This is a genomic window from Corallococcus llansteffanensis (genome assembly GCF_003612055.1).
Taxonomy (GTDB): Bacteria; Myxococcota; Myxococcia; order Myxococcales; family Myxococcaceae; genus Corallococcus; species Corallococcus llansteffanensis.
In genome coordinates this window covers 1-16392 of the sequence record NZ_RAWB01000178.1, presented here as the reverse complement: position 1 = coordinate 16392, position 16392 = coordinate 1, and the positions used below count along the sequence as shown (strand labels likewise).

Below are 16392 nucleotides of genomic sequence, written 5' to 3'. Positions count from 1 at the left end.
GCTCAGTTCCTTTCGGCCGGGTTGCCGTCGGAGCCGTCGCCGTTGCGCATGAACAGGTGGGCGCCCTTCTCCAGGAGCAGGCCCCCCAATTCGCTGCGCTTCTCCCACAGCTTCTTGGGCGCGCCGCCCAGCCGGCGCAGGTCCTCTGGCTGCAGGTTCGCCGCGCGCCAGGTGAGCTGCTCCACCGCGTCGAAGAACTTGCCCGCCATCTCACGCGACGACATGCGCGACAGCTGCTCCAGCGAGAAGCCCTTGTCCGCGAGCAGGCCCGCGGAGCCCGCGGCCCACGTCTCGCTCGCCTTGTTGCCGCGCACCCCGCTGCCCGGCCGGGCGATCTGCACCGGCTCGTACACCGTGGGGCGCGTCTCCGGGATGACGTTCAGCTTGCGGCCGATCTTCTCGAAGGTGTCCAGCACCTGGTCCAGCTGCGCGTCGGTGTGCGTGGCCATGTAGCTGGTCCGGATGAGCGCGTGGCCCGCCTCCACCGCCGGGGGAATCACGGGGTTGGCGAACACGCCCGCCTCGTGCAGCGCGCGCCAGAAGCGGAAGCACTTCACCTGGTCGCCGATGTGCACCGGCACCACCGGCGTCACCGACACGCCCGTGTCGAAGCCCATGGCGCGGAAGCCGTTGTGCATCTTCTCCGCGATGTCCAGCAGGCGCGCGCGGCGCTCCGGCTCCGCCTCGATGATCTCCGTCGCCTTGAGCGCCGCCGCGATGGACGCGGGCGTCATCGACGCGGAGAAGATGACCGAGCGGGCCTTGTGGCGGATGTAGTTGATGACGTCGAACGGACCCGCGAGCACGCCGCCCAGCGACGCGAAGCTCTTGGAGAACGTCCCCATCACCAGGTCCACGTCCTTCTCCAGGCCGAAGTACTCGGAGGTGCCGCGGCCGCGCTCGCCCAGCACGCCCATGGCGTGCGCGTCATCCGTCATCACGCGGGCGTTGTAGTGCTTCGCCAGCTCCACGATACGGGGCAGGTTGCAGACGTCGCCCTCCATGGAGAACACGCCGTCCGTGACGACGATCTTCCCCGCGCCCGGATCCGCCGCGGCCAGGAGCTGCTCCAGGTGATCCATGTCGTTGTGGCGGAACTTGCGCTCGGTCGCGAACGACAGGCGCACGCCGTCCACCAGCGAGGCGTGGTTCTGCCGGTCGCTGAAGACGATGTCGTGCCGGCCCAGGATGGAGGCGAGCGCCAGGTTCGTCTGGAACCCGGTGGAGATGACGATGGCCGCCTCGCGGTTGAGGAACTTCGCCAGCCGCGCCTCCAGCTCCTCGTGCAGCGCGAGCGTGCCGTTGAGCAGGCGAGAGCCCGAGCACGTGGTGCCGAACTTCTCCGTCGCCTTGATGGCCGCTTCCTTCACGCGCGGATCCGCCGACAGGCCCAGGTAGTTGTTCGAACCCACCATGATGACCCGCCGTCCCTCGATCTCCACCTCCGTGGCGCCATGAGACGCTTCGATCGCCCGGAAGTACGGATACAGGCCGGTGGCCTTGGCGATGCGGTAGTCCTTCCAGGTACGGCACTTGTCGAACACGTCGCTCATGGTGGTCTTTCTTACGCGTCGGGGGGTGATCCGAGCCGCTCTCCACATGCAGGGCTCGTTCCGTCTTTGGACCGCCCGGCGCGCGCGCTCACCCAGGGGACGACGCGTGGGGGTGAATAAAGAGGGAAATCCGCACTGTCAAGGCGGGGACGGTTCCCCTGCTCGCCACGTGGGGCGTCCGTGTCAGGGCGCGCCTTGACACTCACGCCACATTGGTGGCACGCCGCGCCTCCGGAATCCTGTTGACCCGTGAATGCTACAACCCCGCGTGCACACACGGGTTCACACGGGGAATGGGTTCCGGAGGGCCAGCTGTTTGGGGGCCTGGACTGTGGCCGGATTATTGCTTTGCCGGCGGGAATCAGAGGAGTGACGGTGTCCCAGGCACGACGACAGCGGTGGTTCGAGGGCTTCATCCGGACGGCGATGTCGCGCCCCTGGCAGGTCCTGCTCGTCGTGGGGCTCATCACCGTTGCCGCGGGCCTCTTCGCGTCACGGTTGGAGTTCCGGGGCTCCTTCGTGGAGCTCCTCCCGGAGGGTGCCCCGGAGGTCCGGGATCTGACACGCGTGTCAGAGAAGGCGGGGGGTGACGGGTACCTCGTCGTCATGGCGAAGGGTGGAACACCGGAGGCCCTGAAGACCTACGCCACCGAATATCAGCGGCGGCTGGAGGCCCTCCCGGAGGTCCGCTACGTCGAGCACCACTATGACGTGGCCTTCTTCCGCCGCCACGGGCTGCTGCTGCTGCCCACCGACAAGGTCGCCGCGCTCCGCGAGGACCTGGAGGCCCGGGTCCGCTACGAGAAGGAGCGCGCGAGCCCCCTGTTCGTGGACCTGGGCGCGGAGGAGGCGCCGCCCTCCTTCGAGGAGATCGCCCGGAAGCACACGCCCGCCACGGCGCTGCCGGAGACGCTGGCCAACAGCGAGGGCACCGAGGTCTACCTGATGATCAAGCCGTCGGGGACGGCGGGGGACCTGGAGTTCGCGCGGCGCTTCGTGGCGACGGCGCTGGACACCGGCCGCAAGCTCGCCCAGGAGCGCTACCCGGGGGTGACGCTGGAGGCGACGGGCAACTTCCAGAGCCGCATCGAAGAGGACGCGGTGATGCGCAACGACCTGGCCAACGCGGGCGGCCTGTCCGCGCTCGTCGCCGTGGGGCTCATCCTGCTGGCCACGCGGCGGGTGTCGGCGCTGGCGGTGGTGGGCGTGCCGGTGGCGGTGGGGCTGGTGCTGACGTTCGCGTTCGCGCAGGGCGCCATCGGGCACCTCAACATCGTGACGGGCTTCCTCGTCGCCATCCTCATCGGCCTGGGCATCGAGTACGGCGTGCACCTGGCGATGCGTTACTGGGAGGAGCGGGAGCGGCACGGGGTGCGCGAGGCGCTGGAGGCGGCGGTGCGCGGCACCTTCAGCGGGGCGCTCACGTCCGCCGTCACCAACGCGGCGGCGTTCTTCGTGCTGATGCTGGCGCAGTTCCACGCCTTCCAGCAGTTCGGTCTGCTCGCGGGCCTGGGCGTGCTGATGGCGGTGCTGTCCGCGTACGCGCTGGGCCCGTCGCTGCTCGCCATCGCGGAGCGCATCCGGCCCTTCCGGCGGGAGCCGGCTTCGGGCAGCGCGGCTCCCGAGGCTCCGAAGGCTCCGGCCGTCCGGGAGAAGGAGTGGCGCCGCTGGCCCACGGGCCTCATCACCGCGGTGGCGCTGCTGGTGGTGGGCTTCGCGGCGTACTCGGTGCGCATCGCGCCCCGGCTGGGCTTCGAGACGAACCTGCGCAACCTGAAGGGCGACTCCCCGTCGTCGCGGCTGGACGACCACATCACGGAGCAGATCGGCGCGCCGCTCAACCCGGCCATCCTCGCGGTGGACTCGCTGGAGCAGGTGCGCGAGGTGGAGGCCGTCATCGCCCGGGTGAAGGCGAAGAACGGCGCGGACTCCGTGTTCCTGCGCACCGCGTCCCTGAGCGACCTGGTGCCCTCCGATGTGCCGGGCCACGCCGCGGAGCTCTCCCGCATCCGCGCGCTGCTGGACGGGCTGCCGAAGTCGGCGCAGGCGGACACGCGCGTGCAGGACCTGCGGGCCCTGGTGGACGCGAAGCCCTACGGGCTGGAGCAGGTGCCGGTGGAGGCGCGCCGCCGCTTCGAGGCGCTGGACGGCAAGGGGATGTTCCTCCTGCTGTTCCCTTCAGTGTCCAACTACGACACGCAGGACCTGCACCGCTGGGCCGCGCAATTGGATCAGGTGGTGGCCGGGGCGAAGGAGAAGGGCATCGACCTGGCGGTGCTGGACAGCAACCGCATCGCGGCGCGCATCTTCTCCCTGGTCCGGGGGGACGGTCCGTTCATCCTCTGGTCCGCGGCGGCGGTGGTGTTCCTCGTCATCCTGGCCAGCCTGCGCAGCTTCAAGCGCGCGCTGCTGGTGGCGGGCCCGCTGTTCCTGGGGATGACCTGCCTCGCGGGAGGCATGTACCTCTTCGACGTGCAGCTCAACTTCATCAACGCGGTGGTGCTGCCCAACCTGCTCGCCATCGCGGTGGACAACTCGGTGCACCTGTTCCACCGGTACGAGGAAGAGGGCCCCGGGTCGCTGGGACGGGTGGTGCGCAACACGGGCTTCGCGGCGGTGGTGGCCACCCTGTCCAACGCGGCGGGCTACGGAGCGCTGCTGGTGGCCAACCACCAGGGGCTGAGGAGCATCGGTCAGATTGCGCTGCTGGGGGTCGTGTGCACCTTCCTGGGGACGACGGTGTTCTTCCCGGCCATGCTGGCGCTGCTGGAGCGGTGGAAGGGTCGGCGGTCCGCGGTGGCGCCTGAAGCGGGCGCGGTGGTGCGGAGCCTCAATCTCGGGGGGGCCGGCGAGCTGCCGGCCGAGTCGCCGGGGGAGCGCAAATCGGCGTGAACATCTGGTCTTTCAGCCAGGGCCGCGTGCGGCCCGTTTTCCAGTCCGACGAAACGCTCGTGCGCTTCCGTCAGGTGGACGTGGTCCTCATGGCCGCCTGCTCGGTGGCGGCGCTGGTGTGCGTGGGCCCGGCCCGCTGGGCACCGCACTCCACCCGCAGCGCGTGCCTGTTCGGCCTGTTTGCCCTTGGGGTGCCGTTCCTGCGCCTGCTGGAGGCGCGCTTCCCGCGCCAGCCGCTCATCGCCATCGCGGCGGACTTCTGGCTCCTGCCCGTGTCCGCCCTGTCGCATGGGTGGCTGGGCCCCATCGTGGACTGGATGAACCCGCTGGTGAAGGACGCCCAGCTCATCGCGGTGGATGAGCGCCTCTTCGGCTTCCAGGCGGCGGTGTCGCTGTCGCACGTCGTGCCGCCGTGGGCCAACGACGTGCTGATGCTCTGCTACTACGGCCACTTCGTCTGGCCGCTGCTCCTGGGCATCTTCCTGTACGCGCGCGGCCGGGGCGCCACGCCGGGCTTCGACGAGTACCTGCTGGGCCTGGGCCTGCTCTTGAGCTTCAACTACGCGGCCTACTCGCTGGTGCCCGCGGTGGGGCCGCGCTACTTCCTCATCGGCGCCTTCGACGCGCCCCTGCGCGGCTGGCTGCTCACGCCGCTGCTGGAGTCGATGATGCGCACGCCCGTGTATACCCGGGACTGCTTCCCCTCCGGGCACACCGGGGTGGCGCTGGTGGTGCTCATCTACGCGTTCCGGTTCGCGCGGCGCTTCTTCTGGGTGATGCTGTTCCCCGGCCTGGGCCTCATCTTCGCGACGCTGGCGGGGCGCTTCCACTACACCATCGACCTGGTGTTCGCGGTGCCGCTGGTGCTGGTGGTGACGGGGCTGGCCCTGGCGCTGTCCCGGGCCGCCCGGCAGCGCGCGGTGGAACAGGGCGCGCGTTCCGTGCCCGTGGACGCTATCGTCCGGCCCTGAACCGCCAGCCGGTCGCCCCACGGCCGGGGTGGACACGCGCTGGCGCCTTTCCAGAGGCCCGCCCCCATGTCCTCCCGGCCCGTGCTCTCGCAGCGCGTCTCCCGCTTCGGCACCACCGTCTTCTCCGAGTTCAGCGCCCTGGCGCTCAAGCACCAGGCGGTGAACCTGGGGCAGGGGTTCCCCGACTTCGACGGGCCGGACGCCATCAAGGAAGCGGCGTGGAAGGCCATCCAGGGCGGCGTCAACCAGTACGCCCCCGGCGTGGGCGCGAAAGACCTGCGCGTCGCCATCGCGGAGCACTCGCAGCGCTTCTACGGCCACGCCGTGGATCCGGACACCATGGTGTCCGTCACCAGCGGCGCCACGGAGGCCATCCTCGACGTCATCCTGGGGCTCGTGGATCCGGGCGACGAGGTGGTGGCCTTCGAGCCGTTCTACGACTCCTACGACGCGAACATCACCTTCGTGGGCGCGACGCCGCGCTACGTGCCCCTGCGCCCGCCGGACGCGGCGCACGCGACGTGGTGGTTCGACCGGGACGAGGTGAAGGCGGCCATCGGTCCGCGCACGCGGCTGCTCATCCTCAACTCGCCCCACAACCCCACGGGCAAGGTCTTCACCCGCGAGGAGCTGGAGTTCCTGGGCAACCTCTGCGCCGAGTACGACGTGAAGGTGCTGGCGGATGAAGTGTATGAGCACATCGTCTTCGGTCCCGCGCGCCACATCCGCGCCGCGACGGTGCCGGTGCTCGCGGACCGCACGGTGACGGTGAGCAGCGCGGGCAAGTCGTTCAGCCTCACCGGGTGGAAGATCGGCTGGATCATCGCCCCCCCCGCGCTGCGGGACGCGGTGCAGCGCGCGCACCAGTTCGTCACCTTCGCCACCGCGTCGCCGTTCCAGGCCGCCATGGCGGTGGCGCTGCGGCTGCCGGACAGCTACTTCCAGGAGCTGACGGCGCTCTACACGGAGAAGCGCGAGCGGCTGCTCACGGGCCTGCGTGCCGCGGGCCTCAAGGTGTACTCGCCGGAGGGCAGCTACTTCATCCTCGCGGACATCGCGGGCTACGGCTTCGCGGACGACGTGGCCTTCTGCCGGCACCTCGTGACGGAGGTGGGCGTGGCCGCCATCCCGCCCAGCGTCTTCTACGGCCCCGAGCACCGCCACCTGGGCCAGGGCTTCGCGCGCTTCGCCTTCTGCAAGTCCGAAGGCGTGCTGGATGAGGCCGTGCGCCGGCTGGGCGCGAAGCTGCCCGCGCTGAAGCGCTGACGCGCCGGAGCATCGAAAGTCTTGAGCTCATGGGGCCCGGGCCGTGGACGACTTCTTCGGGGAGCTGTACCTGCGCAGCACGCTGCCGTTCCTCTCCGAGGCGGTGACGGCCCGGGAAGCGGACTACCTGTCCCGGGCGTTCGCGGACGTGGAGGGCCCGGTGGTGGACCTGGGCTGTGGCCACGGCCGGCACGCGGCGCGGCTCAACGCGGAGGGCGCGCTCGCCGGGCGGGTGGTGGGCCTGGAGCGGGATGCGCTGTCGCTGCGCTTGCGCCGCCCCGGCTTCCCGGTGGTGCGGGGTGACCTGCGGGCGCTGCCCTTCCAGGCCGGAGCGCTGGGGGGCGCCTACGCCTGGTATTCGACACTCTTCGCCTTCTCCGACGCGGAGCACGTCCAGATCCTCCGCGAGGTGGCGCGGGTGCTGCGGCCCGGCGGGAGGCTCGTGTTCCAGACGGTGCCGTACGAGCGGCTGGCGCGATCCCCGGGCGCCGCCTTCCGCGAGCGGTTACCGGATGGGAGTCTCCTGGAGGAGGAGAGCCGCTTCGACGCGACGCGTGGCAGGGACGTGGGGCAGCGTCAATTGACGCTGCCGGATGGACGCGTGCTGCGGGCGGCGTACGCCATTCGTTACTATCCTCTTGCGGAACTGGAACGGCTGTTGGAAAGCACGGGCTTTTCGACGACGTGGGTGCACGGAGGCCTGGAGGGCGGGCCGATGACACCCGAGTCGACCGACCTCATCGTGGGAGCAGGGCTGCGGCGGGACTGAAGCTTCCCGCGTGACGGCCCGGGACACGTCCAAGTGGATCCGAAAGAACCAGCGCGAACGCGGGTCGGCCTGCTGGGGCATCTGCCCCGCAAGGTCGACGTGTACGAGGTCGGCCCCCGCGACGGCCTCCAGAACGAGCTGCGCACGCTGCCCACCCGGGACAAGGCGCGGCTCATCAACGCCCTCGTCGCGGCAGGGGAGAAGCGCATCGAGGTGACGTCGTTCGTGTCACCCAAGTGGATCCCCCAGCTCGCGGACGCGGAGGAGTTGCTCAATCAGGTGGGCCGCCGCCCGGGGGTCGTCTTCTCCGCGCTGGTGCCCAACCTGAAGGGCCTGGAGCGCGCGCAGGCCGCGGGCCTGGAGGAGGCCGCGGTGTTCATCTCCGCGTCGGAGGCCCACTCCAAGAAGAACATCAACAAGACCATCGCGGAGGCCCTGGCCGGGGCGAAGGAAGTCACCGCCGCCGCCCGCAAGGCCGGCATGCGCGTGCGCGGCTACCTGTCCACCGTGTGGGGCTGCCCCTACGAGGGCCACGTCCCGGTGGAGCGCGTGGTGGACATCTGCCGCCAGCTCGTGGACGCGGGCATCTACCAGCTCAGCCTGGGCGACACGATTGGCGTGGGCACGCCCCGGCAGACGGAGGAGATCCTCTCCGCGCTGCTCCAGCACATGCCGGTGGACACCCTGGCCCTGCACCTGCACGACACGCGCGGCACCGCGCTCGCCAACGCGCTCGTCGGCCTGTCCGCGGGCGTCACCACGTTCGATGCGAGCATCGGTGGGCTGGGCGGCTGCCCCTATGCCCCCGGGGCCGCGGGCAACCTGGCCACCGAGGACGCCGTGTTCATGCTGCAGGGCATGGGCGTGGACACTGGCATCAACCTGGACCGGCTGGTGGAGGCCGGGGAGATCGCCCAGGAGCTCATCGGCAGGAAGCTCGCGGGCAAGTACCTTCAGGCAGCGCTGGGCGAGCGGGACAAGAAGGCCTCGCGCCGCGCGCAGACCTGAGGCGCACGGGAGGCCCCTGCCGCTGCGGCTAGTGGTCTCCCAGCATCGCCGGCAGCTGGGCTTCGAGGCCCAGGTGCTGGGCGGCGATCTGCAGCATCTTCCGCTCCTTGCGGTCGATGCGGCCGTCCACCAGCGCCATCTCCACGATGTGACGCAGGAACACCTCCGCCTCCGGGCTGCCGCGCGGCACCAGCCGCTCGAAGAGCTGGGGGCCGGCGTTGAGCGCCATCTCCACGTTGGGCCAGGACACGCTCCAGCGCTCCGCGCACAGCTTGAGCAGGCGGCGCTCGGCGTTGGACACCTCGCCGTCCGCGGCGGCGATGGACGCCATCATGTAGAGCAGCCGCTCGCGCTCCTTCGCGTCCGTCATCACCCGGTCGCCCTCCACCGGTGCCACCACCGCGCCCCGCTCCTCCTGGCGCGCCTGCCGGTGCCGGGCCACGGCGGCGGAGTGCCGCTGCGCGTGCTGGACGTTCCAGGACTCGAAGGGGAGGGCGGACGCGAGCACCCAGTCGCGCTCGCCGTTGCCCAGCACCGTGCCGCAGAACTCGCAGGTGTTGGCGGCGCTGTCCGTGAGGGGCGCGTTGCACTGCGGGCAGCGGTCCGTGGCCATGCCCGTGTCCGTGTTCGTCTGCGCGCCATGGCGGCGCACCAGCGTGAAGACCCAGCGCTGGGGCACGGTGGGGAGGCTGGGGGGCCGCTGGTTCGCGGGCCCCACGCCCATGCGGGCGCTCCAGCGGATCTCCACCTGGGCTTCGTCGAACGACTCCGGGTGCACCTCCAGCGCGCGCACGTCCACCGCGCCCACCGCGCACTCCAGGAAGACGCGGCGTCGGTCGCGCTTGGACAGCTCCGTCAGCTCGCCCTCCAGCCGGGTGATGACGTCCGCGTTGGCGACCTTGGACAGGCGCTTCGTCTCATTGCGGCTCTGCGCGTCGATCCACTTCCAGAACAGCAGCGACGCGCGGTCCTCCAGCATCTCCAGATTCAGCGCCGGGTCGTCCGTGCGGGCCTGCATCAGCCCGTCCACCTGCTTGTGGTGGCGCACGTGCTCCACGCCCTGCGTGATCTCCGAGAGCGTCCAGTCGTAGTTGCCGGAGTTCACCACCGCGTTGCAGAACTCGCAGGTGTTGGACGCGCCGCCCTTGTAGGGCGCGCCGCAGTTGGGGCACTTGCCCTGGAACAGGTCCTCCCCGATGCGCGTCTGCGCGCCGGGCTTGCGCACGAACGTCCACACCTCCGTGAAGGACTCCGCGGCCACCTTCTTCGCGGCGGCCATGGCCTGCGCGTCCGTCTGGTCCGCGGGCACGTCCGTGTCGCGGATGCTGGCGCGCACGCGCACGTGGATGCTGTCGTACCAGGCCGTCTGGTGCAGGCCGATGAGCTGCACGTCCTGCACGTTCATGTCCGCCAGCGCGTCGCGCACGCCCTGCGCCTTCATGAGCTGCAGCTGCACGTTGAAGCGCTGCCACGTCGCGTCCGACAGGAAGGGGCGCACCGGCGCCATGTCGCGGCGGAACCACGACTTCTGCAGCTCGAGGAAGAGCCAGCGCACCTTGTCCAGCGTGGGCTGCAGTTCGAACGAGGGGTCCTTGAGCTTGAGCGCGTTGACCCAGCCCTGCACGTCGCGGCCCGACACCTCCGTGCGCACCTCCGCCTCGCGCTGATCCAACGCGCGTTGGGTGGTGGCGGTGGGGTGCAGGTTGCGCTTGTAGAACCAGTACGCCACGCCGCCGAGGAGGAGCAGGGGCAGGGTGACCTTCGGGTACAGGAAGATCAGCCGGATCAGGTCGAAGAGCAGCCACAGGGGCAGGCCGTCGCCCCCACCGCCCCCGCCGCCGCGGTCGCGACCGGAGGTGTAGTGCTCGCCGCCACCGCCGCGCGCCAGGGCCACCAGCGGCAGGGCGAGCACGAGCAGGGTGGAGACGGTGAGCAGACCCGGCAGCCACCGCCACGGGCGTTTCGTCGGAGGGCACGAAGGCATGGGTGAAATCCTAACCGTTTACGGCTTGCCAGACTGGAGAACCGGTCGCAGGCTGCGCGCCATTCACGCGGGTCGCCAGGCGCGGCCCGCCACGGGGAGCGAAGATGCCGGAGTTCAAGGTCGACGCCCGGGGCGCCATCGAGATCTGGACCATCGACGGGGAGAGCCGCCGCAACGCCATCAGCCGCGCGATGCTCCAGGAGCTGGGCCAGCTGGTGGCCCGCGTCTCCTCCAGCCGCGACGTGCGCGCGGTCATCCTCACCGGCGCGGGCGACAAGGCCTTCTGCGCGGGCGCGGACCTCAAGGAACGCACCGGCATGGCGGAGGACGAGGTGCGCGCCTTCCTCAACGGACTGCGCCTCGCCTTCCGCGCCATCGAGAAGAGCGACTGCGTCTTCATCGCCGCCATCAACGGCGCGGCCTTCGGCGGGGGCACGGAGCTGGCCCTGGCGTGCGACCTGCGCGTCGCCTCACCCGCCACCGAGCTGGGCCTCACGGAGGTCAAGCTGGGCATCATCCCCGGCGGCGGCGGCACGCAGCGGCTGGCCCGGCTCATCGGCCCGGGGCGCGCGAAGGACCTCATCCTCACCGCCCGGCGCGTCAACGCGGCGGAGGCGTTCAGCATCGGGCTGGTCAACCGGCTGGCCCCGGAAGGGCACCTGCTGGAGGTCGCCTTCCAGCTCGCCGAGGCCGTCGTGGAGAACGCGCCCGTGGCGGTGGCCACGGCGAAGCACGCCATCGACGAGGGCACGGGCCTGGAGCTGGACGAAGCGCTCGCGCTGGAGCTCAAGAAGTACGAGGAGGTGCTCAAGACGGAGGACCGGTTGGAAGGACTCCGCGCCTTCGCGGAGAAGCGTCCTCCTGTCTATAAAGGCCGCTGACCCCCGCGAAAGCGACAGGGGCGGCAAGCCCGCGGTTGCCCGCGGACCTTCCGCCCCTGACGTCACTGCTTCACCGCGTGACTAGGCGCTCGCGGTCTTCTCACCGCCGATGTTCACGCCCTGCTTGTTGATGTAGCCCATCGCCTTGTCCTTGACGGTGGAGCGCAGCTCGGTGCCCGGACGCGGCGCCATCAGGAGCGCGACGATGCTGCCCGCGGCCGCTCCCAGCAGGAACGCGCCGATGCCGCCCAGGCCCGTGCTCGCCGGCTTGTACGTCGTCAATCCCACATACCGCAGCGCGTCGTCCGCGTCGAAGTTGTCCCAGGACTTCTTGGCCTTCTTCGTCGCCACGTCGGCGTACTCGGGGAGCTGGTCGAGCAGCTGGTGGGCCAGGAACTGACGGTACAGCTTGCTCTTGGCCAAAGCCTTCGCCTGCCACGTCGCCTTCTTCGCTCTGAACATGGGTCCCTCCTGGGCCGGATGATTCACGAGAAGGGGTGGCCCGCCTGGGTGCACCCCCCTCGTGCAACATCAAGGTAGGCAGGGAGGCCGTTGGTGACATCCCCCCGGAATGCCGCGCGCTGGCCTGTTGCGTCGTCCTCTGGACGGCACGTCCGGTGGGCCCCACGGCAAGAAGGCAGCCAGGCCAGGGCCTTTTTGGTATGTGGCCCGGGCCATGTCCTACGACCAGAAGCTGCTCGAGACGATCGCCCAGGTGGAGAAGGGTGGCGCCCAGAAGTACCACGCGAAGAACACCGAGGCCGGCAAGCTCTTCGCCCGCGAACGCATCCGCCTGCTCGTGGACGCGGACTCGTTCGTGGAGGACGGCAAGCTCGCCAACAACCTGGACGCGGACCTGCCCTCCGACGGCGTCATCACGGGCCTCGCGCGCATCGCGGGCCGCACCGTGGCCATCATGGCCAACGACTCCACGGTGAAGGCGGGCAGCTGGGGCGCCCGCACGGTGGAGAAGATCCTCCGCATCCAGGAGACGGCGAAGGCGTCGCGCTGCCCGCTCATGTACCTGGTGGACTCCGCGGGCGCGCGCATCACCGACCAGGTGGAGATGTTCCCCGGCCGCCGGGGCGCGGGCCGCATCTTCTACAACGAGGTCCACCTGTCGGGCGTGGTCCCGCAGATCTGCCTCCTGTTCGGCCCGTCCGCCGCGGGCGGCGCGTACATCCCCGCGTTCTGCGACCTGGTCATCATGGTGGACGGCAACGCGTCCATGTACCTGGGCAGCCCGCGCATGGCGGAGATGGTCATCGGGGAGAAGGTCACGCTGGAGGAGATGGGCGGCGCGAAGATGCACTGCTCGGTGTCCGGCGTGGGCGACGTGCTGGTGAAGACGGAGCAGGAGGCCATCGCCGCCGCGAAGCAGTACCTGGCGTACTTCCCGGAGAACTTCACGAAGCCGCCGCCGCGCATGGAGGTGAAGGCCCCCAAGCACAGCGGCAAGCGCGTGGATGAGATCATCCCGCCGGATCAGAACAAGCCCTTCGACATGCACGCCCTCATCACGGAGCTCATCGACGAGGGGAGCTGGTTCGAGGTGAAGAAGCTCTTCGCTCAGGAGATCATCACGGGCCTGGCGCGCATTGGCGGTCAGCCGGTGGGCATCGTGGCCAACCAGCCCAAGTACAAGGGCGGCGTGCTGTTCGTGGACAGCGCGGACAAGGCGGCCCGGTTCATCTGGCTGTGTGACGCATTCAACATCCCGCTCTTGTACCTGGCGGACGTGCCGGGCTTCATGATCGGCACCAAGGTGGAGCGGGCGGGCATCATCCGCGCGGGCGCGAAGATGATCTCCGCGGTGTCCGAGGCCAGCGTGCCGCGCATCTGCGTCGTGGTGCGCAAGGCCTACGGCGCGGGCCTCTACGCCATGAGCGGCCCCGGCTTCGCCCCGGAGGCCACGCTGGCGCTGCCCCAGGCGATGATCGCCGTGATGGGCCCGGAGGCGGCGGTGAACGCCGTCTACTTCAACAAGATCCAGGAGCTTCCGGAGGCCGAGCGGCCGGCCTTCGTCCAGAAGCTGCGCGACGAGTACAAGCAGGATGTGGACATCTACAAGCTGGCCAGCGAGCTCATCATCGACGCCGTCATCCCCGGCGATTCGCTGCGCGGCGAGCTGATGCAGCGTTATGCGCTGTACGCCGAGCGCTTCCAGCCCCGTGCGGAAAAGAAGCACGGTGTCTATCCCGTCTGAGCAGCCCCACCTGAGCTAGATTCCCGCCCCGACCATGGACTTCGACCTTCCCGACAGCCACCGCGCCCTCCAGGCCTCTCTCCGTGAATTCTGTGAACGCCGCGTGAAGCCGTATGCGCGCGACTGGGACCGGGACGAGAAGTTCCCCATGGAGGTCGTGAAGGAGCTGGGCCAGCTGGGCGTGCTCGGCATCCTCGTCTCCGAGGAGTACGGGGGGGCGGCCATGGACTCGCTCGCCGTGGCGGTGGCCGTGGAGGAGATCGCCCGCTACGACGGCTCGCTCGCGCTCACCGTGGCCAGCCACAACGGCCTGGGGACGAGCCACGTGCGCGTCTTCGGCAACAAGGCGCAGCACCAGCGCTACCTGCCCAAGCTCGCGTCCGGCGAGTGGCTGGGGGCGTGGGGCCTCACCGAGCCGGGATCCGGCTCCGACGCGTCCGGTATGCGCACCACCGCGGTCCGCAAGGGCAACAAGTGGGTGCTCAACGGCGCGAAGATGTTCATCACCCAGGGCACAGTCGGGGACGTGTTCGTGGTGCTCGCGCTCACGTCGCCGGAGAAGCGCCAGAAGGGCATCACCGCGTTCGTGCTGGAGAAGGGCGTGCCGGGCTTCAGCCAGCGCTCCATCCACGGGAAGCTGGGCATGCGCTCCTCGGACACCGCGGAGCTCATCCTGGAGAACGTGGAGCTGGGCGACGACGCCATCGTGGGCGAGGTGGACCGGGGCTTCATCGACACGCTGAAGATCCTCGACAAGGGCCGCATCACCATTGGCGCGCTGTCGGTGGGCCTGCTGCGCGGGGCGCTGGAGGAGTCGGTGGCGTACTCGCGCGAGCGCACCGCCTTCGGCCAGCCCATCAGCGAGTTCCAGGGCCTGCGCTGGATGATGGCGGACATGAAGACGGAGCTGGAGGCGGCGCGCCTGCTGGTGCACCGCGCGGCGCGGCTCGCGGACGCGGGTCAGCCGTACTCGGAGGAGGCCTCCATGGCGAAGCTGTTCGCCTCCGAGGCGGCCATGCGCGGGTGCAACAAGGCCGTGCAGATCCACGGCGGCTACGGCTACACGCGCGAGTTCCCGGTGGAGCGCTACCTGCGCGACGCCAAGCTCTGTGAGATTGGCGAGGGCACGAGCGAGATCCAGCGCACCATCATCGCCCGCGAGACCTTCAAAGGGGCCTGATGGATACCGCTCGGCTGCGTGAGCTGGGACTCAAGGTGAAGGAGGAGCCGTCCGGCACCGAGGTGGTGCTGGACCTGGAGGCCGCGTCCCTGGTGAACCCCATCACCAAGGACTTCATCACCGACATCACCTTCCAGGTGGTGGGCGACCGGCTCATCCCCATCGCGCCGGCCGCGGTGGTGGGCATGACGCCCATCCTGCTGAGCGCCATCGATGCGGCGGAGGAGATGCAGGTCCTCCTGCTGGACACCTTCAGCGACCACGTCTTCCACCTGCAGCGCCGCTCGGAGGAACTCCAGCTGCTGGGGCTGCCCGCGGACGTGGATCCGCAGTCGCTGGAGCTGTCCACCCTCGTGAAGGAGGGCCACCTCTCCGTGCGGCTGGTGGCGGACCGGCAGGGCAACTTCCGCATCGCGGAGGCCGTGCGCGGCGGTGAGGACCTGCCCACCGCGGCGGGCCACATCATCGAGCTGTCGGAGTTCCGCGAGCGCGCGGCGCTCACGGGCTACCTGGCGGCCCTCTTCGGAGAGCCCGTGGCCCGGGCGCCGTCCGTCGCGGGCGCGGGGCCGGTGCGCTTCGTGGAGATCGTCGAGAAGTTCGGTCCCCAGGCGCTGGTGCCGCCGCGCAGCAGCCTGGAGCTGCTGGCCCAGCTCCAGGTGGACGGCAAGGCGTACCGCTTCGCCGCCGCGCGCATCGCCGGGCGCACCTTCCGGGGGCTCCTGGCGGGCACCCGGGGCAAGGTGTGGGCGGGCCGCTTCGAGCTGGACGAGTTCCCGGGCGTGGTGCGGATGGTGGCGGACCTGTTGAAGGTCGCTCCCGAGGCCGTGCGCCTCGTGGGCCCGGACGCGCCCCAGGAGTGACACCCGTGGAGAAGATGACCCTCGTCGAACGGGTGCAGGTGCTGGAGGGGCGCCTGGGAGTGACGTTCTCCAAGCGGGAGCTGGCGCTGGAGGCGCTGACGCACAAGACGTACGTCAACGAGAACCGCGACCTGAACCTCAAGGACAACCAGCGCCTGGAGTTCCTGGGCGACGCCGTGGTGGACCTCGCGGTGAGCCACCGGCTGATGGACCGCTGCCCCGGCGTGCCCGAGGGCGAGCTCACCAAGATGCGCGCCCGCATCGTCCACGAGGAGGGGCTGGCGCGAGTGGCCCGCACCCTGCGCCTGGGCGAGCTGCTGCTGCTGGGCCGGGGCGAGTCCCAGTCGGGCGGCCGGGACAAGAACTCCATCCTCGCGGACGCCCTGGAGGCCGTGCTGGGCGCGGTGTACCTGAGCGGCGGCCTGGAGCCGGCCCTGATTCTGGTGGACCGGTGCTTCGGGGACATGCTGGAGGAGGTGGCCTCCGGCGCCGGCCGCCTGGACTACAAGACGCTCCTCCAGGAGATGTCGCACGAGAAGCTCAAGCTGTCCCCGCGCTACCGGGTGGTGGCGGAGAGCGGGCCGGAGCACTCCAAGGTCTTCGAGGTGGAGGTGTGTATAGGGGAGGGCGTGTACGCCCGGGCCACCGGCCGCAACAAGAAGGAGGCCGAGCAGTCCGCCGCGCGCAGCACCCTGGAGCGCCTCAAGTCCGCGCCGTCGGCGGCTCCGGACCCCGAGCCGGAGGTCGTCCTCACGGCCGAGGCCGCCGCCCCAGAGCCGGTGATGCCGCCAACCCCAGGGGTTTCACCGGACGACCCTCCGG

At 70.2% G+C, this 16392-nt stretch carries 13 protein-coding genes; 10 read left to right on the top strand and 3 right to left on the bottom strand.

Translation table 11 applies throughout. The annotated features are described in order from the left end of the window. Positions 1-2: 2 nt before the first annotated feature. A complete protein-coding gene (locus D7V93_RS18340; protein ID WP_120644637.1) occupies positions 3-1553 on the bottom strand; it encodes an aminotransferase class I/II-fold pyridoxal phosphate-dependent enzyme in 1551 nt (516 codons plus the stop codon). Between the two features lie 426 nt (positions 1554-1979). Here D7V93_RS18340 and D7V93_RS18335 point away from each other — a divergent pair, with 426 nt between their 5' ends. From D7V93_RS18335 to D7V93_RS18315, 5 genes are all read left to right on the top strand, one after another. Next, a complete protein-coding gene (locus D7V93_RS18335) occupies positions 1980-4445 on the top strand; it encodes an efflux RND transporter permease subunit (RefSeq protein WP_244237365.1) in 2466 nt (821 codons plus the stop codon). Beyond that, complete coding sequence (locus D7V93_RS18330; RefSeq protein WP_244237364.1) at positions 4442-5416, top strand: phosphatase PAP2 family protein; 975 nt, start codon at positions 4442-4444, stop codon at positions 5414-5416. Before D7V93_RS18335 ends, D7V93_RS18330 begins: the two co-directional genes overlap by 4 nt. A 66-nt stretch (positions 5417-5482) precedes the next feature. After that, on the top strand, positions 5483-6682 hold the full coding sequence (locus D7V93_RS18325) for an aminotransferase class I/II-fold pyridoxal phosphate-dependent enzyme (protein WP_120644636.1): 1200 nt from the start codon (positions 5483-5485) through the stop codon (positions 6680-6682). 43 nt (positions 6683-6725) lie between these two features. Then, complete coding sequence (locus D7V93_RS18320) at positions 6726-7451, top strand: methyltransferase domain-containing protein (RefSeq protein WP_120644635.1); 726 nt, start codon at positions 6726-6728, stop codon at positions 7449-7451. Between the two features lie 33 nt (positions 7452-7484). Continuing rightward, complete coding sequence (locus tag D7V93_RS18315) at positions 7485-8459, top strand: hydroxymethylglutaryl-CoA lyase (protein ID WP_120644634.1); 975 nt, start codon at positions 7485-7487, stop codon at positions 8457-8459. Between the two features lie 28 nt (positions 8460-8487). On the opposite strand, the gene D7V93_RS18310 is transcribed toward D7V93_RS18315, so the two are convergent. Next, positions 8488-10443 carry a TIM44-like domain-containing protein gene (locus D7V93_RS18310; protein ID WP_120644633.1) on the bottom strand — a complete coding sequence of 652 codons (1956 nt, stop codon included), beginning with the start codon at positions 10441-10443 and terminating at the stop codon, positions 8488-8490. Positions 10444-10547: 104 nt separating this feature from the next. Here D7V93_RS18310 and D7V93_RS18305 point away from each other — a divergent pair, with 104 nt between their 5' ends. After that, the gene (locus D7V93_RS18305) at positions 10548-11324 is read left to right on the top strand and encodes an enoyl-CoA hydratase-related protein (RefSeq protein ID WP_120644632.1); all 777 of its coding nucleotides are present in this window, start codon (positions 10548-10550) and stop codon (positions 11322-11324) included. Between the two features lie 81 nt (positions 11325-11405). Here the strand turns inward: D7V93_RS18305 and D7V93_RS18300 are convergent, their stop codons facing one another. Then, positions 11406-11786, bottom strand: coding sequence for a YtxH domain-containing protein (locus D7V93_RS18300; protein WP_120644631.1), 381 nt, complete (start codon positions 11784-11786; stop codon positions 11406-11408). Between the two features lie 214 nt (positions 11787-12000). Here D7V93_RS18300 and D7V93_RS18295 point away from each other — a divergent pair, with 214 nt between their 5' ends. From D7V93_RS18295 to rnc, 4 genes are all read left to right on the top strand, one after another. Continuing rightward, positions 12001-13530 (top strand): acyl-CoA carboxylase subunit beta, encoded by a 1530-nt coding sequence (locus D7V93_RS18295; RefSeq protein WP_120644639.1) that lies wholly within the window; start codon positions 12001-12003, stop codon positions 13528-13530. A gap of 34 nt (positions 13531-13564) precedes the next feature. Continuing rightward, positions 13565-14710 carry an acyl-CoA dehydrogenase family protein gene (locus D7V93_RS18290; protein ID WP_120644630.1) on the top strand — a complete coding sequence of 382 codons (1146 nt, stop codon included), beginning with the start codon at positions 13565-13567 and terminating at the stop codon, positions 14708-14710. Continuing rightward, positions 14710-15570 carry a hypothetical protein gene (locus D7V93_RS18285; RefSeq protein ID WP_208723061.1) on the top strand — a complete coding sequence of 287 codons (861 nt, stop codon included), beginning with the start codon at positions 14710-14712 and terminating at the stop codon, positions 15568-15570. The genes D7V93_RS18290 and D7V93_RS18285 overlap by 1 nt, the downstream gene beginning before the upstream one ends. 14 nt (positions 15571-15584) lie before the next feature. After that, positions 15585-16392: ribonuclease III (rnc, locus tag D7V93_RS18280; RefSeq protein ID WP_120644638.1), on the top strand; the 808-nt coding region annotated here is incomplete at its 3' end.

Bases quoted from the DNA above. Each gene is read 5' to 3' on its own strand.
- D7V93_RS18305 (WP_120644632.1), top strand. From the start codon at position 10,548: ATGCCGGAGTTCAAGGTCGACGCCCGGGGCGCCATCGAGATCTGGACC.
- D7V93_RS18295 (WP_120644639.1), top strand. From the start codon at position 12,001: ATGTCCTACGACCAGAAGCTGCTCGAGACGATCGCCCAGGTGGAGAAG.
- D7V93_RS18285 (WP_208723061.1), top strand. From the start codon at position 14,710: ATGGATACCGCTCGGCTGCGTGAGCTGGGACTCAAGGTGAAGGAGGAG.
- D7V93_RS18335 (WP_244237365.1), top strand. From the start codon at position 1,980: ATGTCGCGCCCCTGGCAGGTCCTGCTCGTCGTGGGGCTCATCACCGTT.
- D7V93_RS18310 (WP_120644633.1), bottom strand. From the start codon at position 10,443: ATGCCTTCGTGCCCTCCGACGAAACGCCCGTGGCGGTGGCTGCCGGGT.
- D7V93_RS18300 (WP_120644631.1), bottom strand. From the start codon at position 11,786: ATGTTCAGAGCGAAGAAGGCGACGTGGCAGGCGAAGGCTTTGGCCAAG.
- D7V93_RS18340 (WP_120644637.1), bottom strand. From the start codon at position 1,553: ATGAGCGACGTGTTCGACAAGTGCCGTACCTGGAAGGACTACCGCATC.
- D7V93_RS18325 (WP_120644636.1), top strand. From the start codon at position 5,483: ATGTCCTCCCGGCCCGTGCTCTCGCAGCGCGTCTCCCGCTTCGGCACC.
- D7V93_RS18290 (WP_120644630.1), top strand. From the start codon at position 13,565: ATGGACTTCGACCTTCCCGACAGCCACCGCGCCCTCCAGGCCTCTCTC.